The sequence below is a fragment of the Streptomyces sp. NPDC054770 genome (genome assembly GCF_053611985.1).
In genome coordinates this window covers 15,207-41,949 of sequence record NZ_JBSHBL010000025.1, presented here as the reverse complement: position 1 = coordinate 41,949, position 26,743 = coordinate 15,207, and the positions used below count along the sequence as shown (strand labels likewise).

Annotated in this window: 22 protein-coding genes; 4 read left to right on the top strand and 18 right to left on the bottom strand. The window is 73.4% G+C overall.

The annotated features are described in order from the left end of the window. Positions 1–56 precede the first annotated feature (56 nt). Positions 57–2,744 (bottom strand): AAA family ATPase, encoded by a 2,688-nt coding sequence (locus tag ACWGKQ_RS22445; protein WP_453293715.1) that lies wholly within the window; start codon positions 2,742–2,744, stop codon positions 57–59. Positions 2,745–2,885: 141 nt separating this feature from the next. Further along, positions 2,886–5,396, bottom strand: coding sequence for a flippase-like domain-containing protein (locus ACWGKQ_RS22440; RefSeq protein WP_453293714.1), 2,511 nt, complete (start codon positions 5,394–5,396; stop codon positions 2,886–2,888). A 250-nt stretch (positions 5,397–5,646) separates the two neighbouring features. On the opposite strand from ACWGKQ_RS22440, the gene ACWGKQ_RS22435 reads away from it, so the two are divergent. Then, positions 5,647–6,171 carry an HdeD family acid-resistance protein gene (locus tag ACWGKQ_RS22435; RefSeq protein ID WP_453293713.1) on the top strand — a complete coding sequence of 175 codons (525 nt, stop codon included), beginning with the start codon at positions 5,647–5,649 and terminating at the stop codon, positions 6,169–6,171. 132 nt (positions 6,172–6,303) lie between these two features. Here ACWGKQ_RS22435 and ACWGKQ_RS22430 read toward each other — a convergent pair whose 3' ends face one another. The 7 genes from ACWGKQ_RS22430 to ACWGKQ_RS22400 form a co-directional block, all read right to left on the bottom strand. Then, entirely contained in the window at positions 6,304–7,518 is a 1,215-nt protein-coding gene (locus ACWGKQ_RS22430) for a PucR family transcriptional regulator (RefSeq protein ID WP_453293712.1), read from the bottom strand. A gap of 36 nt (positions 7,519–7,554) precedes the next feature. Then, positions 7,555–10,497, bottom strand: coding sequence for an ATP-binding protein (locus ACWGKQ_RS22425; protein WP_453293711.1), 2,943 nt, complete (start codon positions 10,495–10,497; stop codon positions 7,555–7,557). A gap of 466 nt (positions 10,498–10,963) precedes the next feature. Beyond that, positions 10,964–11,440: a hypothetical protein gene (locus ACWGKQ_RS22420; RefSeq protein WP_453293710.1), complete on the bottom strand. Its 477-nt coding sequence runs from the start codon at positions 11,438–11,440 to the stop codon at positions 10,964–10,966. 637 nt (positions 11,441–12,077) lie between these two features. After that, entirely contained in the window at positions 12,078–14,066 is a 1,989-nt protein-coding gene (locus ACWGKQ_RS22415; protein WP_453293709.1) for an acetoacetate--CoA ligase, read from the bottom strand. After that, complete coding sequence (mhpA, locus tag ACWGKQ_RS22410) at positions 14,063–15,691, bottom strand: bifunctional 3-(3-hydroxy-phenyl)propionate/3-hydroxycinnamic acid hydroxylase MhpA (protein WP_453293708.1); 1,629 nt, start codon at positions 15,689–15,691, stop codon at positions 14,063–14,065. Before mhpA ends, ACWGKQ_RS22415 begins: the two co-directional genes overlap by 4 nt. A gap of 209 nt (positions 15,692–15,900) precedes the next feature. Then, positions 15,901–16,836, bottom strand: coding sequence for a fumarylacetoacetate hydrolase family protein (locus ACWGKQ_RS22405; RefSeq protein ID WP_453293707.1), 936 nt, complete (start codon positions 16,834–16,836; stop codon positions 15,901–15,903). Between the two features lie 23 nt (positions 16,837–16,859). Beyond that, positions 16,860–17,987, bottom strand: a complete 1,128-nt coding sequence (locus tag ACWGKQ_RS22400) for a VOC family protein (RefSeq protein ID WP_453293706.1) — start codon at positions 17,985–17,987, stop codon at positions 16,860–16,862. A gap of 134 nt (positions 17,988–18,121) precedes the next feature. Between ACWGKQ_RS22400 and ACWGKQ_RS22395 the strand changes: the two genes are divergently transcribed. Then, the gene (locus tag ACWGKQ_RS22395) at positions 18,122–18,757 is read left to right on the top strand and encodes a TetR/AcrR family transcriptional regulator (RefSeq protein ID WP_453293705.1); all 636 of its coding nucleotides are present in this window, start codon (positions 18,122–18,124) and stop codon (positions 18,755–18,757) included. A gap of 28 nt (positions 18,758–18,785) precedes the next feature. Here the strand turns inward: ACWGKQ_RS22395 and ACWGKQ_RS22390 are convergent, their stop codons facing one another. The 3 genes from ACWGKQ_RS22390 to ACWGKQ_RS22380 form a co-directional block, all read right to left on the bottom strand. Then, positions 18,786–19,445, bottom strand: a complete 660-nt coding sequence (locus tag ACWGKQ_RS22390) for a TetR family transcriptional regulator (RefSeq protein ID WP_453293704.1) — start codon at positions 19,443–19,445, stop codon at positions 18,786–18,788. Between the two features lie 102 nt (positions 19,446–19,547). Beyond that, positions 19,548–20,510: a MarR family winged helix-turn-helix transcriptional regulator gene (locus ACWGKQ_RS22385; RefSeq protein WP_453293703.1), complete on the bottom strand. Its 963-nt coding sequence runs from the start codon at positions 20,508–20,510 to the stop codon at positions 19,548–19,550. A 67-nt stretch (positions 20,511–20,577) separates the two neighbouring features. Further along, positions 20,578–21,243, bottom strand: a complete 666-nt coding sequence (locus ACWGKQ_RS22380; RefSeq protein ID WP_453293702.1) for a hemerythrin domain-containing protein — start codon at positions 21,241–21,243, stop codon at positions 20,578–20,580. Between the two features lie 157 nt (positions 21,244–21,400). Here ACWGKQ_RS22380 and ACWGKQ_RS22375 point away from each other — a divergent pair, with 157 nt between their 5' ends. Both ACWGKQ_RS22375 and ACWGKQ_RS22370 read left to right on the top strand, forming a co-directional pair. Further along, a complete protein-coding gene (locus ACWGKQ_RS22375; RefSeq protein WP_453293701.1) occupies positions 21,401–22,378 on the top strand; it encodes a D-2-hydroxyacid dehydrogenase family protein in 978 nt (325 codons plus the stop codon). 112 nt (positions 22,379–22,490) lie between these two features. Next, positions 22,491–22,775 (top strand): chaplin, encoded by a 285-nt coding sequence (locus ACWGKQ_RS22370; protein ID WP_453293700.1) that lies wholly within the window; start codon positions 22,491–22,493, stop codon positions 22,773–22,775. A 64-nt stretch (positions 22,776–22,839) separates the two neighbouring features. On the opposite strand, the gene ACWGKQ_RS22365 is transcribed toward ACWGKQ_RS22370, so the two are convergent. From ACWGKQ_RS22365 to ACWGKQ_RS22340, 6 genes are all read right to left on the bottom strand, one after another. Then, positions 22,840–23,706: a tyrosinase family protein gene (locus tag ACWGKQ_RS22365; protein WP_453293699.1), complete on the bottom strand. Its 867-nt coding sequence runs from the start codon at positions 23,704–23,706 to the stop codon at positions 22,840–22,842. Further along, positions 23,690–24,181: a tyrosinase family oxidase copper chaperone gene (locus ACWGKQ_RS22360; RefSeq protein WP_453293698.1), complete on the bottom strand. Its 492-nt coding sequence runs from the start codon at positions 24,179–24,181 to the stop codon at positions 23,690–23,692. The genes ACWGKQ_RS22365 and ACWGKQ_RS22360 overlap by 17 nt, the downstream gene beginning before the upstream one ends. A 124-nt stretch (positions 24,182–24,305) precedes the next feature. Further along, positions 24,306–24,827: a hypothetical protein gene (locus ACWGKQ_RS22355; protein ID WP_453293697.1), complete on the bottom strand. Its 522-nt coding sequence runs from the start codon at positions 24,825–24,827 to the stop codon at positions 24,306–24,308. Positions 24,828–25,042: 215 nt separating this feature from the next. Then, positions 25,043–25,627, bottom strand: a complete 585-nt coding sequence (locus ACWGKQ_RS22350; protein WP_453293696.1) for a vitamin K epoxide reductase family protein — start codon at positions 25,625–25,627, stop codon at positions 25,043–25,045. Then, positions 25,627–26,127 carry a DUF5949 family protein gene (locus tag ACWGKQ_RS22345; protein ID WP_453293695.1) on the bottom strand — a complete coding sequence of 167 codons (501 nt, stop codon included), beginning with the start codon at positions 26,125–26,127 and terminating at the stop codon, positions 25,627–25,629. The genes ACWGKQ_RS22350 and ACWGKQ_RS22345 overlap by 1 nt, the downstream gene beginning before the upstream one ends. Positions 26,128–26,222: 95 nt before the next feature. After that, positions 26,223–26,513: a hypothetical protein gene (locus ACWGKQ_RS22340; protein ID WP_453293779.1), complete on the bottom strand. Its 291-nt coding sequence runs from the start codon at positions 26,511–26,513 to the stop codon at positions 26,223–26,225. Positions 26,514–26,743 lie beyond the last annotated feature (230 nt).

The window sequence follows — 26,743 nt, the reverse complement described above, 5'->3', positions numbered from 1 at the left end:
CTTGCGTCGATTGACTGTTCCCGTCCCTGCATCCGGCGGAGCGGCGGGCTCCGGGCTCAGCCGTCGCCGGCGGCCGGTTCCTGGAGGTTCAGCAACGGTGCCAGCTCGCCGCGCGAGGTGATACCGAGCTTGGGGAAGGCTCTGTACAGGTGGGCGGCGACCGTGCGGTGGGACAGATGCAGCCGTTGCGCTATCTCCCGGTTGGAGAGCCCTTCCGCGGCCAGCCGGGCGATCAGTGTCTCCTGCCGGGACAGCAGCTTGCCGACGGACAAAAGCGGGTCGTCGGCTCTCCGGGCGGCCTTGCGGCCGGCCAGGTCGCAGGCTCCGATGAGCTCGAAGGAGTTCCGCGCCGAGAGCAGCATCGTGCGCGACCGGGCGGCCTGCCGGCAGCGTCGCAGCCACTGTCCGTACGCCTGTTCCGTGCGCGCCTTCACCAGCGGCCAGCGGGTCAGGTCCTGGCCCAGCGCGACCAGGTACAGTTCCTCGGCCGCCGCGTCGGCGGCGAGCACGGCCCGCGCGTACGGCAGCTGAACGTGCAGCAGCGGGGCGGGAGTCGCACGTGCCGCTTCCTCGAGGACCTCCAGTACGTGCGCGGCCTCCCGGCGGCCGCTGCCGCGATCCGCGGCCATGACCAACGGCATCACCGCGGCGAAACCCTGCCAGCGCAGGCCCTCGTACGGTCCGTCGACGAGACGCCTCAGCTCTTCGTAGGCCTCGGCGTACCGTCCCGCGCCGAGCCATGCCGTGCCACGGGCCAGCCGTAGCGTCGGGACGAGATCGGGGCGCTGCCGTGCGGCCACGGCGCCGGCGAGTTCCCGCGCGCGCTCGGCCTGCCCGCGCAGTGCGGCGACGACCGCGTCCGTGCTGCCGAGCACGGCGGCCGTGGCGGGCTGCCGCGTCCCGGTGAGGATCCGGCGGGCTTCTTCGACGAGGTGGACGGCGCGCGGCAGGTCCCCGAGCAGCAGCAGGTCGAGGGCGTGGGTGAGGAGTGTCTCCGCCAGCAGACCGAGTCGGCCCTGCTCGCGGAGAACGGGTTCCGCCCTGCCGAGCAGGTCGGCCGCGCGAACCGGATCGCCGATCTCGTGCGCCGCCATGCCGGACAGCCTCAGGCCGTCGGCATCGGGGAGCTGCCACCCCGTCTCGTGCGAGGGCAGCCGGTCCGCCAGCACCCGGCCGCAGCGCACGGGTTCGGCCAGCGCAAGCGCCGCGACATGGCGTGGGTCGCCCGTGGCTGTCAGGCGCTCCGCGGCGGCGGCGACACCGGCCCGCAGAGCGGGGTCGGCACCGGTCCTGTGCATCCGGAGCGCCGCGCTCAGCAGCAGGTCCAGAGCCAGGTCGGGATCACCCGCCGACAGTGCGGCGATGTCACGCACCGGAGTCCGGGCCGGTCCGGGCTGCGGGTCCACGTCAAAGACGTCCCGGAGCGACCAGGCCCGCGCCCGGTCCGCGGCACTGAGTTCCTGACGCTCCGCCTCGTCGATCAGGAGGTGGGTCAGGCCGATGCGGCCGAGACCGTACGCATGCTCGGCCGCACCCAGGAACCGGTGTCCCCGGGTGGCCGAGTCGGTGGTGAGCTGCGCGGATCGTTCGAGCGCCGCTATGGCGGCGCGGACTCCGTGTCGGCGGAGCAAGGCAGCGTGGGCATCGGCCAGTTCGTCCGCGAGCTCGTCGTCGTGGCCGTCGGCGGACCGGGCACGGTGCCAGGTGCTCCGGTCCGGCTGCTCGTACAGCACCTGCGCCATGGCGGCGTCGGCGGCCCGTCGGCGCACCGCCGTCTCCGCCTCCAGCACCGCGAACCGGACCGCCGGGTGGGGGAAGCGCAGGGCCGTCCGGTCCAGTCGGATCAACGAGGCCGCGACCGCGCTGTCGAGGACGTCCACCGCGACGGGGCGGCCTGCCAGGACGGCGGCGGCGCCAAGGATCTCCGAGAGGTCTCCGACCTGGTCGACGGCCGCGACCAGCAGGACGTCCCGGGCCGGCGCCGGCAGTTCGCCGAGGCCGCCCGCGAACGCCGCCGCCAGTGCGGGACCCGCCGGCAGGTGGGCCCACGAGCCCTGCGGTCCCGTGGGGTGCCACGCCGCGGGGAGCTCGACCAGCGCGAGCGGGTTGCCGAGCGCCTCTTCGAGGATCCGCTCCCGGACGGAAGCAGGCAGCGCGGCCGCGTGGCCGGCCAGCAGCCGTCGCGCGGAAGGCTCGTCGAGCACTGGCACGTCCAGTACGGGCACGCCCGGCAGGATCCATCCGCCGCGCGCCGCGGCGAGGACGACGAACGGGTTGTCGCTCGCCCTGCGGGCCAGGAACGCCAGTACGTCCCGGGTGGGCCCGTCGAGCCACTGCGCGTCGTCGGCGATCAGCACCACGGGCTGCTCGGCCGCTCTCGTGGTGATCAGGTTGAATGCCGCCAGGGCCACCTTGAAGGTCCCCGGTACCGGCCCGGAACCGGCCCCGATCGCCGACCGCAGGATCCCGCCCTGCCCCGCGGGCAGGGCGTCCACCGCGCCGAGCAGCGGCCGCAGCAACGCGCGCAGCCCCCCGAAGGGGGTGTCGTCGCGGCGTCCGGCGACCTCCAGTGTCAGCCGTCCCGCCGTCCGGGCGTATTCGGCCGCGGCCCGCAGCAAGGCGGACTTGCCGACGCCGGGGCCGCCCTGCAGTGCCAGGGCGCCTCCGGCGTCGGGCAGCCTCCGCATCAGTTCCCGCAGGACTCGCAACTGCTCGTCGCGGCCAAGGAGCCCGGCCTCGTACACGCGTCTCCCCGGTGTTCCCGTGCGCTCCGGTGCGCTCCGTGTCTTCCCAGGGGGATCGTAGGGGCACCGGATCCGCGGGTCTTGCGTCATGTGACCGGACCCGGGACTGCACACGGCGGACGGCGCTCGGCGCGGCGGCCGTCAGACGTAGCCGCGCCGCTGCACGAGGTTCAGCTCCAGGGCGCCCAGCGGGACGTTCAGCCAGAACGTGAGCAGCCGGTAGACGAGCACGGCCGACGTGGCCGCCCCGGCCGCCACGCCGAGCGCGGTCAGACCGGCGACGAGTCCGGCCTCCAGAGCGCCCAGGCCGCCCGGCACGGGAGCGGCGTTGGCGATCAGCCGGGCCGCCATGTACACGGCGCCGACCTGGAGGAAGGGCAGCCGGCCGCCCAGCGCGTGGAGACTCATGGCCAGACCGACGATCTGCACGAGCGGCAGGCCGAGCGCTCCGACGACACCCACGACGACCTTGCCCGGGTCGGCCGCGACCGCCACGACGGTCGACCCGGCCGCGCGCAGGAACGGCCACACCTTGTCACTCAGCAGGCGACGGCCCGGCGGCGTGAGGACGAGCACGCCACCGGCGGCGATCAGCACGGCGAGGGCCCACAGCAGATTCCGGCTCGCGGACAGGTGCGGAGCCAGTCCGGAGTGGCTCTGTCCCGCCCAGGCGAAGAAGACGGCGGCGACCACGACGTTGGAGATCGCGCCGGCCAGGCTCTGCAGCCCCACGGAGGCCGTGGCGGCCCCGGTCTCGATCCCGGTCTTCTGCAGGTAGCGCAGATTGAGTGCCATGCCGCCCACGTTGCTCGGCGTGATCCGGTTCAGGAACGAACTGGCGAACTGCACTTCGTAGGTGGGGCCGAACGGCAGCCGGTCCGGGATGGTGCCCATCTGCAGCCAGGTCGAGAACGCCTGCGAGACGAAGGTGACGGGCACCACCGCGAGTACCCACCACCAGTTCGCGTCGCGCAGCGCGTCGGCGGCGGCGGGAGCGTTTGCCAGCTGCGGGAGCACGAGGTGGAGGACCAGAAAGGCGCCCGCCAGGCCGAGAGCGCTCTTCCACGTGAAGCGCGCCAGCCGCGCCTGCGGAACCGGCGGTGCGTCGACGGCCGTTTCGATCTCGGCGGCGAGATCACGCAGCAGGCTGGGGCGGCCGCCGGGGCGCAGCGTCCGCCGCCGCGGGTTCGCCCTGGCCGCCCGCGCGCGGGCCTGGTCGTACCGGACGACGGCACGCCGCGCGGCAGCGGTCAGGGCGAGCGGCTGCAGGTAGGGCAGCGCGGTCGCCAGCAGTTCCGGTCCCAGGCCGGCCAGTGCGCACCTGGTGGCGCGCCCGGGGCCGACCCGTACCGCGGTCGTCGCCAGCAGTTCGGCGATGTCGCCGCCGAGCACGTCGGGCGGGGCGTTGAGCCGGCCACGCGCGAAGGCGGAGAGCCGGCTCCCGCCGTCCGGTTCGACGAGGACGTGCCCCGGGCGCAGTGCCCGATGCCCGAGCCGGTGCTGCTGGAGGCGGGCCACGGACGTCCACACCCCGACGAGGACCCGGTCGGTCAGCTCCTCGTCCGGCAGCGCGGACAGCGGACGGGTGTCCGGCCCGGCGGTCGCCACGAGGGCGCCGCCCCCGGCCACCGGGTACGCCATGACGGGTTCGTCCACCCGGGCGCCGGTGCGGGCCGCGAAGACGAGCATGAGCAGTTCGTGCTCGGCCGACCCGAGCGGTGACCGGTCGGTCGCGTCGGCCGGGTGGCGCAGGAACGTCCGCCGGGCGAGCAGGTGGAACAGGTCGCGGTTGTGGTCCTCGGCACCGAGCACCCGTACCGTCAGCCGGGAACCGGCGGTGGTCTCGGCCCGGTAGACGATCCCCTCACCCGGGCTCTGTTCGTCCGAGGGCAGCTCGCGCAGGGCGGCGAGCGCGATTCCGGAGGCGACGAGGGCGTCGGCGACCGCCTGCCCGGCGGGGCGGTCGGCCGGAGCGCCGGCCAGGAGCAGGACGGCCGACCCGGCCATGCCGCCCACGGCGAGTGCGGCGACCGCTTCCAGCGGCACGATCGCCGCGGCGGCGACGCTCAGCACGGCACACGCCGCGGTCAGCGACCACAGCACACGCCGCCGGCGCGCCCCGAGCCAGGGGCCCGCGGCGACGACCGCCGCCGCGCAGGCCGCCAGGTACACGGCCGACGGCCAGCCCGCCTGCACCAGCCCGACCGCCCGGCCGGCCGGCACCCGCGGCCAGGCATCCGGTCTGCTGGGCACCAGCGCCAGGTGCGTGAGCGACCCTGCGGCCAGCGCACCCAGCGCCGCCGAGGGTACGACCCGCAGGACCGGCTCGATCCGTCGCCGTACCGACCACACCCCCAGGGCGGCGACCGGCGCGAGCAGGGCGACCACCTGTACCGCTCCCAGGAGACCGTCCCGTAGCGCCGGGGGCAGCGCGGTCGCCGTGGTGAGCAGCCCCTGTTGCAGGGCACGGGCGAAGTCGCGCGTCGCGACGGCCGTCAGCACGGTCACCACGAGCGCGGCCAGGGACACCAGCAGCCGCCACAGATCGGCGGCCCGGCGTACGGCCCGTTGCGGCGGAACATCGATCACCGCCGCGCCGGAACCGTCCGACGTGCCGACGGCGTCCGAAGCCGGCAGGCCTTGATACGGCATCCCCGTCCCCCTCCGAGTGTCGTCCCCCGGTCGAGGGCGGCACCGATGCTCTCGCCGCAACCCCCGGTGCCCGCATCTGTCACGTGACTGCTCCGTGTCATGCAACGGCCCGCCGCCGTGAGCGGACCGAGGGTGAGGTAGTGGAAGCAGTCGTCTGACGCCATCGCGGCCGGGACCACGCCCCTAGCGTTCGATTCCCGCTTCGTGCCCGGAGCGAAGCGGGACGTCCCCAGATGCGGAAGGTCTCAGCATGTTCAGTTCGCCCAACGCCCTCCTCTGGCGCGGCCTGCTGGCCGTCGTCGTCGGCGTAGTCTCCGTCACCTGGCCCGGCATCACCGTCGGTGCCCTCGTCGTCCTCTTCGCCGTGTACGCGTTCATGGGCGCGGCGGCGGACGGTGCCCGTGCCTTCGCCAGCGACAGAGTCGGCCCCGTCCTCGGCTGGCTGCTGCTCGCCCTGTTCTCGCTGGCGGCCGGCGTGGGTGCGCTGGCGTGGCCCGGCATCACGGCCATGGCGCTCACGATCTGGGTCGGCGCGTGGGCGCTGACGACCGGGTTCATGGAGGTCGCCCTGGCGTTCCGGCGCGGCGAGACGGCGGGCGAGCGGGCCCTGTTCCTGCTGAACGGCCTGGTGTCGATCGCCCTCGCGTTCGTGCTGTTCGTCCGCCCGGACATCGGCGCGGTCTCACTCGCCACCGTCTTCGGGCTGTTCAGCATCGCCTACGGCGCCACGGCGGTCCTCGCCTCCATCGCGGAGCGGCGCGTGAGCCGGTCCTAGTGGATCGGCGGGTCCGCAGACCTCGGCCGGTACGGACGTGCCGGGTCGGCCGATCGGCACGAACACCCGGCGAGGGCCACGGTCACAGGACCGTGGCCCTCGCCTTCCGCCGGGACCGCGACCCCGGCCGGCTCAGCCTTCCGCCGGCTTCGTGGCGGCCGCCGGCTCGGCCGCCGGCGGCTTCGGTGTCTGCCGCACCGCGCGCAGCGCGAGCGCGAGTTCGGTGATGCCGCGCGGGTCGGTCAGGGAGCGGCCGGTGCGCTCGGCGATACGGCGCAGGCGGGTACGCACGGTGTTGGGGTGGACGTACAGGACCTTGGCGGCCTCGTCGGCCGATCCGCCGCAGCCGTACCACGCGTCCAGCGTGTCCAGCAGCAACTCGCGTTCGCCGGCCGGCAGGGCCTCCACCGGGCCGAGGACCCTGGTGGCGACGCGGGCCATGACATCGGGTGCGCCGGCCGTCGCGACGGCGACCGGGCAGTCGTCGAAGACGGTCACGGCATCGCTCTCCGCGTCACCGCCGCGCATGGCGACCTTGGCGAAGCGCAGCGCGTCCCCCGTGCGGGACAGGTCGTCGTAGAGGGGACTCACCCCCACGCGGTGCTCCGCGTGCTGCCGCAACACCCCGGTGAGGTCGTCCAGACTGCGCGGGGTACGCAGATACACGATGCCCAGCTGGAGATCGGGGCGCAGCCGCCAGGCGGACAGGATGCCGCGCCGGCTCAGCAGGGCCGCGATCTCCGGCAGGGCCTGCCGGCCCATCTGCGGTACCTCCGCGGCGACCACGGTGAACGGTCCCGTGCGCGGCACGCCCAGGACCTCCGCGGCGGACCACAGGACGTCGGCGTCCATGCTCCTGCCGTCCAGCAGCGCCTCGACCAGCGCCGAACGCTCATGCTCGGTGGCGAGGAGCCGCTGGGCCACCGTGTCGTGGTATCCGGAGACCATGGCCTCGGTGATGCTGTCCTGCAGCTCCCACATCGCCGAAGCGGCGGCGACCAGCTTGTCGCTCGCCACCGGCGAGGTCCTGCGGGCTTCGAGGACCACCGCCTCCCAGTAGTACCTCACCCCTATGCGGTAGGCCCTCATCACGGCGGGGAGCGGCACGTTCTGCAGGGCGCGTCGACGGCCGATACCGGCCGCGGCCACGGTGTCCACGGATGCCCGTCCGGTCAGCGCGCGGAGCGCGTTGTTGAGGTGGCTCCGGCAGACCTCCTCCAGGTCCTCCGCGGACACCACGTCGTAGTCCCGTGAGCCGACGCGGATCCGCGCCGCCATCTCCTTCGCCAACTCGTCGACGCGTTCGAGCAACACGGCCGCCAGGGCGCCGATGTCCTTGTCGACCAAAATCTTCTCCGGCTCACCGATCAGGGAAACGAGGCTCTACGGTACTTCCGGAGCGGCGGCCGGCACAGTGGCCCGGAGCCGCCCCGTCGGACGATTCGGACGATGCGGTGCCGTTCGGTCGACCCCGGCCGAACGGATCCGCCGGCCGTCCTCGCCGGGTGCCATCGCCTCCAGGGCGGCGCGGAGCGCGGCGCGTGAGGTGATACCGAGCTTGGGGTACAGCCGGTGCAGATGGGAGCCGACCGTGCGGTGGGACAGGAACAGCCGCTCACCGATCTGCTTGTTGGTCAGACCGACGGCCGCCAGCTCGGCGATCTGCCGTTCCTGCACGGTCAGCCCCGCCGTCGGGGCGTCGGGCACGGACGTGGTGGCGATACCGGCGGCGCGGAGCTCGTTGCGGGCGCGATGGGCCATGGCCTTGGCGCCGATACGGTCGAAGGTCTCCAGGGCGGCGCTCAGGTACAGCCGGGCACGGGGGTCACGGGTGCGGCGCAGCCACTGCCCGTAGGCCAGCTCGATGCGCGCGTGTTCCCATGGCCACCGGGCCGCTTGGGGCAGCGCCAGGGCCGCCTCGTACAGGGGGCCGGCCTCGGTCTCGTCGGCGGTCACGGCCGCGGCCCCGGCGGTGATCAGCGCCGTGCGGGGGGAGATGAGGTGGATCCCGGCCTCCTTCGCGGCGGCGACGTGCGCGCGGGCCTCGTCCGTACGGCCGGTGCGGACGGCCGCCTCGACGAGGTCCAGCACCGCCCACCGGCCCGGGAGGCCGGCGCTCGGTGCGCCCGGCGGGTCGATCCTGGCCACCTGGGTGTGGGCCTCCTCGTAGTCGCCCTCTCCCATGGCCGCGAGTCCACGGGCCGATCGGGCGTGGGCCTCGGTCACCTCGATGCCACGGGGTGCCGCCCACATCGTGGTCTCCTCGCTACGGGTCCGGGCGAGGTCCGCCTCGCCCCGGAGAGCCGCGCCCGATGCCAGCAGGGCCCGGATCTGCCGCTCCCAGAAGTGGTAGCCGTAGGCCGCTGCCAGGTCCAGCCCCTCCTGGGCCAGCCTCTCGGCCTCGTCCCACTGTCCGTGGAGGTAGGAGTCGTGGCCGAGCAGCATCAGAGCGGGCACGACCATGGCGATCGCGCCGCCGTCACGCTCCTGTTCGATCATGCGGCGGAGCAGGGACCGGTAGGCGGACAGGACGTCCATCGCGGCCGCGGCGAAGGCCAGGGGTATCAGTTCCCAGGGTGCCGCGTCGGCGGAAAGTGCCCCGAAGGCGTCGGCGAGGCCCTTCCGTACCTTCTCGGAGGTACGAGTGGGGTCCACGTACGCGTCGTAGCACAGGCTGAACGGGGTCACCGCGGCCGGTTCGAGCCGGGCCGTCGCGCTCTTGAGCAGCTGCCAGGGCTCGGGGCGGAGGGTGTAGAGGCAGACGAGCAGCAGCGCGTACAGGATGCCGTGGTGGTCCCAGGCGTTGTCGCCGGTGCCGGTGTGGGTGCCGGTGCCGGTGATGTCGTCGAGCGCCCAGGACAGGAACCGGTGGGCGGAATCGATGTCGCCCTCGTCGTTGGTGAGGAGGTGGGCGGTGGCCGCCAGGACCAGCCCGGTCGGCGCGTCGGGTGCCTGCCCGGCGTCGGCCAACAGCCTCGGCACCGCTTCGAGCCGGCCGACGAGGGTCGCGAGGTAGGCGGCCTCGACCAGCCGGCGGGCCCGGTCGCCCGGACGCGGACTGAGTTCACCGGCCCGCGTGAGCCAGGCCACCGCGGCCGACGCGGTGACGCGCCGCCCGGCGCGGACGGACGCCTCGTCCGGCACCGGGGCCGCGGCACCGGACGGCGCGCCGCGCCGCCAGGCGGACAGCGCCGCCCCGTCCAGCGTCCGGGCCACTGCCTCGTCCGGTCCGGGCGCGGCCTCGGCCAGATGCCACGCCCGGCGCTCGGGGAGGTCGGCCAGGGCCGCGGCGAGGGAACAGTGCGCGCTGCGGCGTTCGCCCGGGGTGGCCAGGTGCACGATCGCGGCGCGGATCAGCGGGTGGCGAAACGACATTCTGCCGGCGGCCGTATCGACCTGGACCAGGTCCGCTTGCTGCGCAGGGGCGAGCTCGTCGACGCCCGCGGAGTCCTGCGCGGCCCTCCACAGCGTGGCCAGGTCGGCGTCGGCACTCAGCGCGGCCGTCAGCAGCAGCCCTCGGGTAGGCGCGGGCAGCCTTTCGACGGCGGAGGCGAAGGCCGTCTCCAGACGCCCGGAGAGGGGCAGCGGCGAAGGCAGCGGGTCCTGGCCCGAGCGCTGTCGGCTGCTCAGCGCCGCCGGCAGTTCCCGCAGCGCGAGCGGGTTGCCCGCGGCCTCGGCCAGCACCCGCCGCCGCACCGACGGCCTCAGCCCGGGCCAGCGGGCGTCCAGCAGGTCGGCGGACGCCCGCTCGGTCAACGGCCCGATCTCGCGTACGCGCAACCGGAGTCGGTGGAAGAAGGAGTCGATCCCGGTGCGCGCCGCGGCCAGGAAGACGATCGGTTCGTCACCGATCCTGCGGACGACGAACCCGAGCGCAGTCGCACTGGCGGGGTCGATCCACGGCACGTCGTCGGCGATCATCAGCAGCGGACGCTCGGCGGTGACCTCGCCGAGCAGGGCGAGTACGGCCGTCGAGGTGGCCAGCGGGTCCGGCGACGGCCCCGGCGCGAGACCGAAGACCTGGCGGAGGGTGTCACGATGGTGGCCGGCCAACCGGTCCGTGTGGTGACGCAGCGGGTAGAGCATCTGGTGCAGCGCCGAAAAGCTCATCCCGGCCTCGAACTCCACGGCGGAGGACCGCAGTACCCTCATGCCGGCATCGGCGGCCCGGGTTGCGGCGGCATCCAGGAGTGCCGTCTTCCCCACCCCCGGAGCACCTCGCAGCAGCAGGCCGGGGCTGCCCTGGTCCTGCCCGGCGAACAACGAGTCCATCAGCTCCAGCTCGGCCGTGCGCCCGGAAAGACCCGCTCCAGGCGGCGAATTCACCGGCTTCCCCCCGCCAAGCCGCTCACCCGGACACTCATGACGGGTCGACAAGAAAGAACATCCTTTGCTGTTCATTCAAACCGCACGGCGATAAGAGAATTCGAGGACGAGTTCACTTGCCATGCGCACCCCACAGCCGGCAGAACGGAAAATGCTTTCGCGGACGACCGATCCGCATGACACCGACAGCAAGATCCTCACTGATGAGGGAATGACGGTCCATGTTCCCGGTCACAGCAATCGACGCCGGAAGCTGTGACGGCAAATAGGGCCATCGCGAAGGATCCGGGCAGGACCCCGCGTCGGCGGCGGCTCCGAGGGGCTTGCGGCCTGCGGCGCAGCGCAGGACGAGGAGGGAACGGCGCTCGGCAGTGCGGCGGCCGGACCGGGCGACACCTCTTCGTACCGGCAGGTCAACAGGCAGCGGGCCGTGGACTCACTGTCCCACGACCCGCTGCCCGGCTGATCAGTTCGCCGCGTCGACCGCGTCGTCCGCCTCCGCCCGCGCCAGAACCGCGTCCAGCGTGGCGTACTCGGCCTCCTGGATGGCAGCGATCGCGAAGTCGATGGCGTCGGCGGCGTATTCCTCGGCGTCCTCCGCCGCGCTCTCGAGACGCTTCACGTCGCGCTCCGTCCTGCGTTCCGTCAGCTTGGCGCGGACCGAGTCCACATGTTCCTGCCAGGAGTCGTGTACCTGGTTCCAGGTGCCGGCGACGTCGGCCTTCGCCTGCCGGCCACCCGCCCGCAGCCTCTGCGCGCCCTGCTCGGCCCTGTCCTTCGCGTCGGCCACCGTGGCGGACAGCTTCTGCCGGTCCTCCGCGAGACTCGCTGCCGCGGTCCGCTGCGCTTCGTGGGCCTTCTGCGTGAGCTCACCAAGGCGGCCGACCGGGCCGTCCGGGGATGCGCCGGGCGCCTGGTTCTCCTGCGGGGTCCGGTCTGACATGGTGTTTCCCTTCCCTGACGTGAACTGTTCGACGACGGAACGCACTGGCTGCGTTCCGGGGAGATCGGCGCGACCGGGCGCCGTGCCGGATGCCGGGGCCGGGGCAAGGCGGAGCGGGGCGAGTGCCCGGCTACCGGGCCGACCGGCACTGTCGGCGGCACTCGTCCCAGCGACACCGGCCGCAGCAAGAGCACGGGCGGAGAACCACGACGGCGAACGCCGTCGACCAGGCCATGCTCATGCCTCTCCCCTTCGGAGCGTGCCCGCTCTCGCGGAGTGCGGCGGGAGCGGCTCTGCCGTCACTCTGACGCGGCGCCGACCCCGCTCTCTTCGGTCAAGTGACGCAATGCACGGCGTAGGAAGGGGTATTCGGCTTTGCGGGCAAGTCGATCGGCACAAGACAGGTCCCTGCCCGGTCGGCCATGACTTCCGGCATCGATGGATTGGCTGTACACCTTCCGAACGAGCAGGCCGTTCTCACGCGGATGCGTGGCACCCAGGACCGGATCGCCGACACGATCACCGCCTTCTCCGGAACCATGCTTTTCGTCTATATCCGTGCGATGTGGTTCACGGTCCGGACAGTCGTCGACAAGGGGCTGTCCGGCCGCTCGGCGGTCCGGGATCCGTGCCGCCGTCACCCGGACCGCTGCTCCCGGTGTGCGGCGCCCAGCCGGGCGTAGTGGCCGAGCAGGTCCGGCGCGTCCACGGCGGCCGGGTCGGCGACCTCGGCCGGCGGGGCGCCCTGGAGCAGGCGCTTGACCGGGACCTCCAGTTTCTTGCCGGTACGGGTGTGCGGGATGCCCGGCACTTCGATGATCTCGTCGGGGACGTGGCGCGGTGAGGCGCCGGTACGGACGGCGGCGCGGATCCGGGCGCGGAGGGCGTCGTCCAGGGCCGCGCCGGGCGCGAGGACCACGAACAGCGGCATCCAGTAGCCGCCGTCGGGCTCCTCGGCACCGATGACCAGGGCCTCGGCGATCTCCGGCAGGCGCTCGACGACGTCGTGGATGTCGGCGCTGCCCAGCCGTACGCCGTTCCGGTTGAGCGTGGAGTCGGAGCGGCCGTGGACGGTCACCGAGCCGTGTCCGGTGACCGTGATCCAGTCGCCGTGCCGCCACACGCCCTCGTACACCGAGAAATAGGCGTCGCGGTAGCGGATGCCGTCCGGGTCGTTCCAGAAGTACAGCGGCATCGACGGCATGGGCCGGGTGACGACGAGTTCGCCGACCCTGCCGGTCACCGGGCGGCCCCCGGTGTCGTACGCGGCCAGCGCCACCCCCAGGTGGGGCGCCGACAGCTCCCCCGCCCACACCGGGGTGTTGGGAGCGCTGCCCGCGAAGCCGGAGACCACGTCGGTGCCGCCGCTGATGGAGGCCAGCAGGACCCGCTCGCCCACGTGGTCGCGGACCCAGGGGTAGGCGGAGGCGGGCAGGGCGGAGCCGGTGCAGCCGACCACGCGGACCGCGGAGAGGTCGTGCACGGACGGGTCGATGCCGGACTTGGCCATGCCCAGCAGGTACTGGGGGCTGGTGCCGAAGACGGTCACCCGGTGCCGGGCGGCCAGCTCCCACAGGGTGTCCGGCTTGCCGAGGGGTGCCGGGCTGCCGTCGTAGGTGCAGGTCGTGGCGCCGGTGAGCAGGGTCGAGACGACCAGGTTCCACATCATCCAGTGGGTGGTGGTGTACCAGAGCAGGCGGTCGCCGGGGCCGAGGTCGGAGTGCAGGCCGAGGGTCTTGAGGTGTTCGAGCAGCACTCCGCCGTGGCCGTGCACGATGCCCTTGGGCAGTCCCGTCGTACCCGAGGAGAAGACGACCCACAGCGGGTGGTCGAACGGGACCGGCACGCAGGTGAGTTCCTCGCTGCGGGTGGCCGCGTCCTCCCAGGGGACCACCGGCGAGGGGTACGGCCGGGCGGGCCACGGCAGGCCCACGTGGTCCACCAGCAGGATGGCCTTCGACGTCGGCAGGGCGGCGGCGAGTTCGAGGACGGCGTCGCGCCGGTCGTGGGTCGCGCCGTTGAAGAGGTAGCCGTCGGCGGCGACCAGCACGACGGGTTCGAGCTGGCCGAACCGGGCGGCGGCGGCCCGTGGCGCGTAGTCCTGCCCGCACACCGACCACACGGCCCCGAGGCTGGCGGCGGCCAGGAACGCGACGATCGCGTGCGGGGTGTTGGGCAGGTAGCCGACGACCCGGTCGCCGGGGCCCACCCCGAGGTCGCGCAGGGTGGCGGCGACGGAGGCGACCTGGGCGCGCAGCCGGTTCCCGGTCACCTCGTACCCGCCGCCGGTCTCGTCGAGGGCGAGGACCGCGGGCCGGTCGGCCGGGAGGGCGCGCAGCGCGTGCTGGGCGTAGTTGAGGGTGGCCCCGGTGAACCAGCGGGCGCCGGGCATCCGTTCCCCGTCGAGCACCCGCTCGTAGGGGGTGGCCGCGTCGATGCCGAAGTACTCCCACACCGCGGCCCAGAAGCCTTCCAGGTCGGTGACCGACCAGTGGTGCAGGGCGGCGTAGTCGGTGCCGTCCCGTCCGGCGCTACGGGCGAAGTCCATGATGCGGCTGTCCGCCACTGCCTGCGGGTCGGGGGTGGCGAACGGGGCGGGGGTGGTCAAGGAATCTGAGCCGGTCATGGTGTGGGGGTGCTCCTCGGCAGGCGGTTCTCGATGGGGTTCCCGGCGGGGTGGGGGCCGCGCGCGGTGTGCAGCAAGGGCGCCCAGGCGGCGGGGTCCGTGAAGCCGCGGCCGCCGGCCGGGACGACGTCCAGGACGACCCGGTCCGGGCGCAGCAGGACGGCGTCCGCCCGGCCGGCGCGCAGCCAGGCGGCGAGCGAGCCGTCGTCGTGGAGGGCGGTCACCGGGACGGCGCGGACGCCGAGTCCGTGGGCGAGCGCGGTCAGCGAGGGCGCCGGGGTGCCGGCGGCGGTCAGGACGGCGAAGCCGTCGCCGAGCACCTCGTCGAGGCGGACCCGCCGGCCGCGGGGGCTGTGGGGTCCATGGCGGACGTCGTGGACGTCGGCGCGTACCCATGGCTGCGGGCAGTAGGTACCGGCGAGGCCGCGGCGGGCGCCGCGCCGGACCAGGGGTCCGGCGGTCAGCGCGGGGCTGAGGTCGCGGCCGGCCGCCGCGGTCAGGCCGGGGATGCGGCAGGCGGCGGCCAGGAGCCGGCGGCGCAGCGGGGCGGCGCCGTCCTGGCCGCCGGTCATCGCCCAGCCCATCGCGACCGCGAGCCGGATCACGTGCCGGGCATGCGGTCTGCGCTCGCTCTCGTAGGTGTCCAGCAGCCGCTCGTCGCCGCCCTCCCGGAGTACCCGGGCGAGCTTCCAGCTGAGGTTGTGGGCGTCCCGGAGCCCCGCGCACAGCCCCTGCCCGATGAACGGCGGGGTGAGGTGGGCGGCGTCGCCCAGGAGGAAGACCCGGCCGCTGCGCCACCGGTCGGCGAGCCGCGCCCGGAAGGTGTACCGGGTCTCGCGGACGACCTCGAACTCCCCGTCGTAGGACGGCGGCAGCCACGGCGCGACCAGCTCGCGCAGCGGCCGGTGCTCCCCCTCGCGCAGCCGGAACTCCCAGCGGTAGCGGTCCTCGGCGACGCGCATGAAGGTCGCCGGCCGGTCCGGGTCGCAGACCTGGTCGACGCCGCCCCAGGAGCGGACGGCGGCCGGTGTGCGGACGTCGACGACGGTCCAGCTCTCCTCGAACCGCAGGTCCTCCCAGACGCCGCCGATCGCCTGCCGGGTGAGGCTGTTGGCGCCGTCGCAGCCGAGCACCGCCGCGGCCCGCAGCTCGTGCTCGCCGGTGTCGTCGCGGTAGGTCACCCGCACGGGGCCGGCGGTGTCCGGGCCGACCGCGGTGACCTCCGCGCCGGCGCGCAGCTCGCACTCCGGGCGGCGGGCCAGTTCGGCGCGGAGCAGCCGCTCCAGCCGGGGCTGCTCGAACATGCTGGTCTGCGGGTAGCCGTGCGGGCCGTGCCCGGCGCGGCGGAACTCGGCCATCACCCGGTGCCGGGCGTCGAGCAGACGCAGCCCGTTGCCCGGGCGGGCGATCGCGGCGAACTCCTCGCCGACGCCCGCGGCCTGGAGGATCCGGCGCACCTCGTCGTCGACGACGAGGGCGCGCGGGAGCGGGTAGACGTCCCGGTGGCGTTCCAGGACGACACTGCGGACTCCGCGCCGGGCGAGCAGAAGCGCGACGGTCACACCCACCGGCCCGGCACCGATGATCACTACGGGTATGTCTGCCGATGGCGGCTCGACGGTCATATGCGGCTCTTTCAAGAAGTCTTGAGCGGCGCACCGCCCCGAAGCGGGCACCGCCCCGAAGCGGGCACCGCCCCGAAGCGGGCACCGCCCCGAAGCGGGCAGCGCCCCGAAGGGGGCGCGGGGAACTGCGCGACCAGCCACGACGGCGCCGCAGCCGACGCACGGCGGCACGACGGCACGACGGCACGACGGCACTCCCAGCGGAGCGCCTACGCGTCGGTCACGGCCGTACGCTGCTCGCCGAGGTCGATCCGGCCGTCCGGGGTCGAGATCGTCGCCGTGACCACGTCCCCGGTGCGCAGATAGCGCGGGTTCTTCGCCTGGCTCCTGAAGAACGCCCGCCACTTCACGGCCGGCGGCAGCAGCGCGCCGAGCTTCTCGACCGGCTTCGGCGGCGCCTTCAGGGCGGTGCCGCCGGGGGTGCCGGTCAGCAGCAGGTCGCCCGGCTCCAGGGCCTGGAAGCGGGCGAGCAGGCTCAGCGCCCGCGCCGGGCGGACGATCATGTCGGCGAGGGTGCGGTCCTGACGCAACTCCCCGTTGACGCGCAACGTCAGCCGCAGGTCGAGGAGACGGGCGAAGTCCTCGGGCTCCAGGAGGGCGAGGTGCGGCCCGGTGGGCGTGAAGGTGGGGTAGGACTTGCTCTCGTAGAACTGCGTCCTGGTCAGCTGCACGTCCCGCGCGCTGACGTCGTCGGTGACGACGAGTCCGGCGACGTACGACGGCAGGTCCCGCTCCTCGACCACGGTGCCGACGGGCAGCGGGGCGCCCATGACCAGGCCGAGTTCGACCTCGTAGTCGAGGAGCCGCACATGGGAGGGCCGCACGATCGGCTCCCGCGGCCCGCTCACCGAGCCGGACGCCTTGCGGAAGAAGGCCGGCGGGATGTCCCCGGTGAAGCCCGAGTCGCGGGCGTGGCTGCGGTAGTTGACCATCTGGGCGACCACCCGGCAGGGGGTGGTGACCGGCGAGAGCGCGACCAGGCCGGCGACGGGCGTGCCCGCCTCTTCGGAGGCGGCCGCCTCCCGTACGGCGGCCCGGTCGGCGATCAGTTCGGCGGTGGTGGCGGCCTCGGTGCGGACGGGGACGGCGTGTTCGCCGCGGACGGCCCACCACCCGTCGGCGGTGCGCAGGACGTTGGTGCTCATGTGGTGGCTCTCTGTGCGGGGGCTCAGGATTTCGCGGCCTTGAGCAGGCCGAGCAGGCGGGCGGGGTCCATCTCGTTGTCACCGCGCAGCGCCCGGACGACCTCGCGCACCCGCCGCGGGGACGGGCTCGCGCCGAGGAAGTCGCGGGTGGCGGGCGGACCCCACTGGGCGAGGCCGCTGGTGGACATCGGGGCCCAGCCGGGTTCGACGTCGCCGGAGAAGAGGTCGCCGTCGGCGAAGTGCTCCAGCATGAGGCGGTCCGGGTCGCGCCAGTAGTCGAAGAGCTGGCTGCCCTGGATGTGCCGGCCGATGCCCCAACTGCGCCGGTAGCCGCGCTCCTTGAGGTACTCGCCGCCGGCCGCGATCGAGTCCAGGTCGGTCACCTGGTAGGCGGAGTGGACATAGCCCGTGCCCGGCCCCAGGTGCATCGCGAGGGTGTGGTGGTCGGCCGGTGTGCCGCCCAGGTCGCAGCGGACGAAGGCCATGACCGGCCCCCGCTCGCGCTGCCCGTCCAGGAACAGGAAGTCGGACACGATCATGCCGAGGGTGTCCAGGTACCAGTCCAGGGCCTGTCCGAACACCCGGGTCTCCAGCACCACATGACCGAGCCGCTGGATACGGGACGGCTCGCGGGGCGGCCGCTGGGCGGCGTTCCTGCGCCGGTGATCGGTGCCGGAGTTGAGGAGCAGCGGCCGCTGCTCGGGGAGCGCAGGGAGCCGCTCGCCGCAGTGCACGACCCGCACCGGGAAGCCGGACGGGTCGAGCAGGTCGACCGCACGGCCGCCGCCGGGCACGTCCGCGTCCCGTACGGCCGTCCCCGTCACCCGGGCCAGCCGGTCCAGGTCGGCCCGGTCGGCGGCGCGGAACGCGGGGCCGATGAACCGGGAGGCGCGCCCCCGCCGGATCACCGTGCACGGTGATCCGGCGAAGGTGCCGCGCAGCCACAGCTCGCCCTCCGTGCGGGCGGCGACGCCGAACCCGAAGTCCCGGGCGAAGACCTCGGCCCGGTCCAGGTCCGGCTTCTCGAACTCCAGCCAGGCCAGGTCCGCCACCTTGATCACGGGGTTCCGGGACCGGCCCGGATGCTCGCCGCGCAGGGCGCCCTGCTCGCTGTGGAGGTCCTGGTGGGCCGTCCTGACGGTTTCAGACATGGTGCCCTCCGGGCGACATCGCTTGATGAGGAAATCATCAATCATGAGATTTCCATCGTCAAGGCGTTCCCGGAGATAACTGATGAATCCATCAGTACTGTGGTCGTCATCGCCGCCGCGGCTAGACTCTGCGCATGCCTACGTCAGCCCCGCCCGCCAACCGGTTCGAGCGACGCCGCGCCGAGACCCGCCGGGCACTCGTGCGCGCGGCCCGGCGGATCCTCGCCGAGACAGGCGACACCAGCGTCAGCATCCAGGCGATCGCCGAACAGGCCGACGTCGGCTTCGGCTCCTTCTACAACCACTTCGACTCCAAGCCGGAGCTGTTCGAGGCGGCCGTGGTGGATGCCCTGGAGGAGTTCGGCCAGGCCTTCGACGAGCAGCTGGCCGGGATCGACGACCCGGCGGAGCTGGTCGCCGCGGGATTCCGGCTCAGCGCCCGGATGGCGGACTCGCACCCGGAGCTGATGCAGGTCCTGCGCCGCCGCGGCCTCGGCCACATCCACACCGAGAACGGCCTGACCAGGCGGGCGCTGCGGGACGTCCAGACGGGCCTGGCCTCCGGCCGCTTCACCCCCGTCGACCCGACCGTGGCCCTGTGCGCCCTCGGCGGCAGCCTGCTGTCGCTGGTGGAGCTGCGGTTCGCGCGCCCCGAGGTGGACGGCGACGAGGCCGCGGCCAGTCTCGCCGAGATGACCCTGCGCATGCTGGGCGTCCCCCCGGCCGACGCCCACGAGGTATCCCGCCGCCCCCTGCCCGACGCCGGCTGACAGCGGTCGGTCGGCGGGGCCGCCCGGCTCAGGCCCCGGCGAGGTCCTCCGGTGCCGCCTCGGCGGAGTCCTCGGCCGCGACCTCGTCGACCACGGTGTGCGCCTGCTTCTCCGGGACCCCGGCCGCGATGAGCGTGGCGACGGCCGTGCGGGTGCCGTCGTCCTCGAACGCTCCGGTGTTGACCTCTTCCAGCAGGGCGATCGTCATGCCCTCCAGGGCGGCGCTGAGCACCGCGGGCGGCAGGTGGGGGTGGAAGACGCCGTCCCGCTGCCCGCGCTCCACGATGGCCGTGGCCCGGACCCGGGCCGGTTCGAGGACCTCGGCGACGCGCTGCGCGCCCAGGTCGCGGTGGGCGAGGGCGAGCAGCATCCGGTAGCGGTCGCCCACCGGCCACATCGACAGGGAGAAGCGCGCGAGGGCCCGGTCGGCCGGCTCCGCCGCATCCGCCCCCCGCGCCACGGCGGCCCGGAGCGCCTCGGCGGCCTCCTCGGCCAGGGCCTCCAGGAGCGCGGCCCGCCCCGGGAAGTGCCCGAAGAGCGTGCGCCGTACGACGCCGGAGGCGCGGGCCAGCTCCTCCAGGGTGATGTCGGGGTTCCGGCCGAGTTCCCGGCGGGCGGTGGCCAGGATCCGGGCCCGGTTGGACCGTGCGTTGCGACGCTGCGGCACGCGGCCGACGGGCTGGGACACGGACAACCTCGATGCAGACCGGACGGACGACGGGCGTCCTCAATTCTGGCATGTGCGCCCAGCCGCGGACCTCGACCGCGGCGGCGGCCTGCGGCCGGCGGGTCAGCCCCCGGCGGACACGGACGGCTCGGCTTTTCCGGCGCCTTTCGTGAACGCGGTGCCGGAATGCGTCGGGGCCAGGAGCTTCAGCAGCAGTTCCCGCAGGTCCCCCTCGCCCCCGGGGCCGAGCATGGCGGAGACCTCCGCGGCGAGCCCCGCGACGGCCCGGGCCACGACACCGAGCTGCGCACGGCCGGGTTCGGTCAGCTCCAGGGCGTACCGGCGCCGGTCGTGCGGATCGCGGCCCCGGCGCACCAGGTCCAGCCCGACCAGTTCGTCGACGAGCTGGGAGGCGGCGGGCCCGGTGATGGCGAGCAGTTCGGCGAGCCGCTGCTGGGCGATGGGCCCGAGGACGTCCAGGGCGGACAGCGGGCCGTAGTGACGCACCCTCAGACCGGTGCCGGACAGTCTGTCGTCGCCGAGCCTGCGCAGCCGGTGGTGGGCCTGTGCGACCAGGTACTCGGTGCCCTGCACCAGCGGCTGCGCCGACTCGGGCAGCAGCCGGCCGAGCAGCTCGTCGAGCCGGGCGGTCTCCTCGTCCGTCAGTACGGCGGTGAGCCGGGCGTCCCGCTCGGCGACCGCCCGTCGGCTGGCCTCCACGGCCCGGCGTCCCCCGTCGGTCAGGGAGAGCACGTACTGGCGCCGGTTGTCCGGGTTGCGGGTGCGCCGGACCTCGCCGCGGGCCTCCAGACGGTCGATGACGCCGACCATGATGGTGCGGTTGATGCCCAGCCGTTCCGCGAGGTCGAGCTGGGACTCCCAGTCGCGGCCGGTGAGCGCGTCGAGGACCAGGAAGTCGCGGGATTCGCTGTCGCCGCCGTCGCCGGTGGCGGAGAACTGCGCGTACACCCGGCGCAGGAGGTAGCCGATGAAGCCCGTGAGCGAGTCCGGAAGGACTCCGGGGACCTCCGCGGTCCGCTCGGCCCAGGTCACCGGGTCCGGCTCCTCGTCGCTCTCGTACCGCAAGGCAGCACCTCCTGCCCGAGTATATCGGCGGCCGGTCCGGCGGATCCCGCGCCGGTCTCCGCCCCGGTCAGCGGCCGGCGGTGGCCGAGGCGGCCTTCGGGGTCCAGATGCCGAGGTTCTCGTAGGCCTCGCGCCAGTCGCTCCCGTAGGCGTCGCGGATCGGTTCGGGCACCTTGGCGAGGATCCTGGCGGTCTTCGCGGCGTCGGCGCCGTCGAGCAGCCAGGGCAGATAGCGGGCGGCGTCGTCGGCCAGCCGGCCGCGCTGTTCGGCGCCGAAGTCCTGCCACTGCTCCGGGGTGAGCGTGACGTCCACCAGGGGCAGGGCGTCCCGCTCCTCGTGGTCGAGGTGGGCGCCGAGCCGGGTGCGCAGGGTGTCGGTCAGGCCGCCGAGGCGCTCCGGGCCCGAGTCGCGGTCGGCGAGGGCCGCGTCGATGTCGGCGAGCAGCGGGGCGATGGCGCCGTGCTCGGCCTCCATGTCGGCGACCAGGGCCAGTTCGGAGGTCCGGCCGGCCAGGGCCGTCGCCATGACCGGCCAGATCTTCAGGTCCTCGGAGATGTGGTGGACGGTCAGGAACTTCTTGAAGAGCTCCCAGCCGACCGCGGTGCTCAGTATGTGCCGGGGGTCCTCGTCGACCCGCGCGGTGATCCGGGCGATCCGCTCCAGTTCGCGGCGGAGCGCGTCGTGGATCGCGAACATCATCGTCATGTCGAGGTTCTTGGGTTCCTGGCTCATCGGTCTCTCCCTCACTGCTTCGTCGTCGTACCGCGACAGTATCGTCAACTAACTTATCTATCAAGACTCCAACCAACAATCTTCCAACCATCAGGGCTTGAACCATTCGCGCGGTCGCCGCCGGGCTCCCGTGATCGGCACCGGTACGGTGACCCCCATGCGTCTTCGTTGTGCTGTACTCGACGACTTCCAGGGGGTGGCCGGGGAGTTCGGGGACTGGGGCTCCCTCGCCGATCAGGTCGAGGTCGTCCCGCTGCGCGAGCATCTCGGCGACGAGGACGAACTCGCCGCGGCGCTCGCCTCGTTCGACATCGTCGTCACCCTGCGCGAGCGGGTCGCCTTTCCCGGTTCGCTCCTCGGCCGGCTGCCCCGGCTCCGTCTCCTGATCGCCTCCGGAATGCGCAACAGCGTCATCGACCACGCGGCCGCCGAGGCGCACGGGATCACGGTGTGCGGTACGGAGAGTTCCTCGACCCCGCCGGTCGAACTGACCTGGGCGCTGCTGCTGGGGCTGGCCCGCGGGCTGGTCGCGGAGAGCACGGCGCTGCGTACCGGGGGACCCTGGCAGTCCACCGTCGGCGCCGATCTGCACGGACGCCGGCTCGGGCTGCTCGGGCTCGGGAAGATCGGGAGCAGGGTCGCGCAGGTCGGCCTCGCCTTCGGCATGCACGTGAGCGCCTGGAGTCAGAACCTCACCGAGGAGCGCTGCGAGGAGGTCGGTGCCGAGCTCGCCCCGAGCAAGGAGGACCTCCTCGCCACCAGCGACTTCGTCTCGGTCCACCTGGCGCTCGGCGACCGCACCCGGGGCCTGCTCGGCGCCGCCGAACTCGCCCTCCTCAAGCCCACCGCCTACCTCGTCAACACCTCCCGCGCCGCCCTCGTCGACCAGGACGCACTGCTCGCCGCGCTGCACGAGGGCCGGATCGCGGGGGCCGGTGTCGACGTCTTCGACATCGAGCCGCTGCCCGCCGGCCACCCGATGCGCACCGCACCCCGCCTGCTGGCCACCCCGCACCTCGGCTATGTCTCCTACGCCAACTACACGACCTACTACGGCCAGGCCGTGGAGAACATCCGGGCCTTCCTGGCCGGTGCCCCGGTACGACAGCTGCCCCGACTCCGGCCCTTGGAGTGATCGTCCGCTGATCGGCGTGACCAGCCGCAGGTCGGAGCGTTGAAAGGGGAGTGCGGCGGCTGGTCCTGCCGCCGCACTCCCCGAGCAACAAGGCAACAAGAAGGAGAACGTGATGTCTCGCATCGCGAAGGCCGCCGTCGTAGCCCTCGGCACCGGCGCTGTGGTGATCGGCGGGGCCGGCCTGGCCCTGGCCGACGCGGGCGCCAACGGCGAGGCCGTCAGCTCGCCCGGCGTGGTGTCCGGCAACGTCATCGAGGTTCCGGTCAACATCCCGGTGAACGTGTGCGGCGACACCATCGACGTCATCGGTCTGCTGAACCCCGCGTTCGGCGGCACGTGCGCCAACGAAGGCCACCTCAAGAGCGGCGACGGCAAGAACGGCGGCTACGGCTCCTGAGCCGCTTCCTGCTGAGGAGCCCCGGCGCCCTGGGCGCCGGGGCTCCTCCCGTGTCCGGGGTACCTCAGGCGTACCGGTAGATCCGGCTCACGTCCTCCAGCGACTCGGGGGTGACGCCCCACGGCGGCAGCTTCTCGCCCCGGGCGACGATCCGTTCGTGCTGCGGGTCGCCGGGGCCCGGTGCCTGTGCCGGCAGGTAGTGCTGCCCGCGGTGCCTGGCCTGCCACCGCTCCCACTGCAGGTCGAGGAAGGCGTGGTGGAACCAGAAGACCGGGTCGTTGACGGAGGCGCCGCCGAGCATCGCCCCGCCGACCCAGCGGTGCACCCGGTTGTGGTTGTGCCAGGACGCCTTGCCGCTGCCGGTCCCCCAGCCCTCCAGCCGGTTGCGGAAACCCCGGGTGACCGTCGAGTCCCACGGCGGCACGTCGTAGGCGGGGTCGGCCAGCGCCCGGTCGAGTTCGGCCCCGGTGGGCAGGTCGATCGGGTCGCGTGCGCGGCCCAGGTCCCGGGCGAGGAACTCGCCGTCGGTGATGCCCTCCCTGATGGTCCAGTGCCCCGCCGCATAGGCGAAAGGCCCGGTCATCACCTGCTGGTCGCGGGCCCGGCCGTTGCCGCCGAGCAGGTCCTTCGTCCACGGCACACCGGACGCCGAGCGCTCCCTCGTCCAGTCCCAGTACGGCACGGTCACCGACCCGTCCACCCGGCGCAGGGCGCGCTCCAGGTCGAGCAGGAAGCGCCGGTGCCACGGCAGGAAGGACGGCGCCATATGGGCGGCGCGCAGTCCGTCCTCGCCGTCGGGGGTGTAGTAGTCGATGTGCGTCCGCACGAATTCGTCGTACTCGCCCCGCCGCTTGACCTCAAGGAACGCCTTCACGAGCCGCCCCCGTTCGGCGGCCGTCAGCCTGCTGACGTCCTTACGCACGTACGCCATGGTCTCCCCCCATGTGCAGGTGTCCCCCGCCCGTCGGACCCGGCGCCAGATCGCGCAGCCGCTGCCCCGGACCCATCTCGTCGACGGCCGCCCGGGTCGCCGCCAGCGGGGTCGGGTACGAGCTGTAGTGGTCGACCATGCTGAGCCAGGTGCCGTCGGCCCGCCGCATCAGGTGCAGCGGCCGGCCGTCCACGGTGACCTGCCACTCGCCGTCGTCGACGGCCCGCTCCGCCGGTACGAGGACGCCCCGGATACGGCGGCCCCGGTAGGTCTCGTCGAAGGAGGTGCCGGCCGGCCCGTCCGCCGGGGGCGACGGACGGGAGGCGGCGACGACCGGGGCGAGCGCCAGGGCGACCGCGGAGGCGAACAGCCCCCGCATCACCTCGCGCCGCGTCGGTCTGCCCGTCCCGGCTCTGCCCGGCTGCCCGGCACCCGGCTCCGCACCCACCGCCACACCACCGACTCCGACGACCATGCTCACTCCTCGTACCGTTCACCGACCACTGTCGGTACCGGTAACCGCCCGAGGGGCCGCCCGGTCACCACCGCGCCGCCATCCGGCGCGGGAACGGGCCGAAGGGGCCGTGCCGCGAGGAGGGTTACTTGCCGGTGCCGGGGCCGGCGCCCAGGTCGCCGCCGACGACCGTCTGCAGGACCGGGGCGAGCACCCCGACCGCGGGCATCTTCAGGTGCGGCAGGCCGTAGTGCTGCGGGTCGGGCGCGCTGAGCGGGGCGTCCAGCTCCAGGCCGGGGGTGAGGGTGCGCAGGTCGGAGGCGGGGATGTCGACGCCGACGTGGTCGAAGCCGGCGCCGAGGGCGCGCGGGAGCGGCACGCTGAGGCCGACGCCGGGCAGTTGGCCGTTCATCGGCACCTGGGGCAGCGCCCCCTCCGGGATGAGCCGGCCCTCGACGTAGCGCGGTCCCTGGGGAACACCGGGGATCAGCAGCGGCAGCTCCATGCCGAGCTCGGGCATCTGGGTGCCGAGGGACTTCTCGACGCCGTCCAGCGGCACGGGGACGGGGACCGTGCGGGGCGCGGCGGTGGCCGTGGCGGCGGCGCCCACGGCGACGGCGACGCCGGTGACGACGACGGCAAGGGTTCCTCGGGTGGTCGGCTTCATGTCAGGTACGGGCCTTTCGGGATGCGAGAGGAGCGACGTCCGTACCGGATAACGAGCCGGGAATCGGCATCAGTTCACAATTCGCCCGGGTGCAGCATTAGTCGGCTGTCCACCAGTCGGTTGGTCACTAATCGGTTGTTCACCAATCGGGTGGTCATCAATAGGCTGTTAAACAATCAGGTGGTCACTGATCTGCTCTTCCGGAATTCCGCTGTTCAGCTCGTCCAGAAGTCCCACCAGCGGGTCAGGACCAGCATGCCGACGACCCCGATGTGCAGCAGCGGCGGCACCCAGGTGAACTCGCCGAGGAAGTCGCGCAGCCACCGCGGCGCGGGCAGGAACCGGTGGCGTACGGCGCAGGAGGTGACGCACCAGAACAGGACGATGGTGGCGGCCCAGGCCAGGCAGCACCACAGGCACAGGGCGTCGATCCGGTACAGGGACTCGAACTGGAGCCAGGACACGAACCCGACGCCGAACAGACAGCCGGCGTCGAAGGCCAGCCAGTACCAGGCGGGGAAGCGGGCGCCGGCCAGCAGGCTCATGCCGACGCAGATCACGACGCCGTAGGCCACCAGGCCCAGCATCGGGTTGGGGAACCCGAACGCCGAGGCCTGGTCGCTCTTCATCACGCTGCCGCAGGACACCACCGGGTTGAGGCTGCACCCGGGCACGAAGTGCGGGTTCTCCAGCAGCTTGAACTTGTCGAGGGTGATGACCCAGGAGGCCAGCAGCCCGGCCGCCCCCGTGATCACCGTCAGTAGCGCGAACCCCCGCCCGGCGCCCGCGGTCCTGGCCATCAGCCGCGCAGGCTGCGGGCCGGCAGCACGACGTGCGCCGCGGCCGTCAGGGTCTCCTCGGCCCCGGCGAAGTCCTTCAGCGCCTCGGGGGTGACGGGCTTGCCGGGCTCGCCCTCGGGCCACGGGCGGGTGGTGAACACCAGGTAGGCGTAGCCGCGTTCGCCGACCGCGGCGAGCCACTCCTCGGGCGCGGGGCACTGGGCGTTGAGCGGGGCCAGGCTGAGCACGGCCTGGCCGGCCTCGACGAGCAGGGTGACGGGCAGGCTGGGCCGGGCGGTGCCGTCCACGAGGTCTCCGCCGACCGGCAGCCCGTTGTTCTCCAGCAGCGTCTCGATCGCGGTCGCGGTGGCCTCGGGACCGCTCTCGGCGTCACCGAGGGAGTAGGCCAGCAGGTAGGGCATGTCGCTGCCGTCGGGGGCCTCGCCGCTCCAGGCCAGCACGACGAGCGTGCCGAGGTCGGCGAGACGGAAAGGGCGGGTTTCGCTGGGGGTTGAGGTCACCGCGCGACCCTATCCACGGGCCGTGGGACGGCCGGGTGCCCGCTCACCCGACCGGCGGACGCCCACCGGCCGGGCCACACGAACGAGGGACGGGCTCAGCTCTGCAGCGGCAGACCGCCCAGCAGGGGGTTGTGCTGGTTGAGGGCGCCGGCCGCGGTCTTGACCGTGTTGAGCGGGGAGCGCTTGTTCTCGGTGTCGAGCACGTTCGACTGGTGCCGCAGCGGCATCGCCTGGTTCAGGTCCAGGCCGTCCTTGGTGATCGTGTTCACGGCGCCGTTGAGGCTGGTGGGCGTGAGGTCGGCGGTGTTGTAGGCGAACGCGGGAGCGGCGACGCCGACGAGAGCCACGGAACCGGCGACGACGGCGACGGCCTTCAGCGACTTCATCATGTTCCTTTCTTCGGCGACTTTCGGCAACGCAAGCCGCCCGGGGGCATTCTGACGCCGTGTCTAACGATGTCCCGACGGGCTGGAAACCCCGTTCCCGGAAGACATATGAGATCCCGGAACACACGGGGAAGGAGCCGGCGGGGAAAGGGCCGGCGGGGAAAGGCCGGAAAAACGGACCGGCCGTCCGCCCGCGGGATGCGCGGTGGGGACGGCCGGCCCCAGGGTGC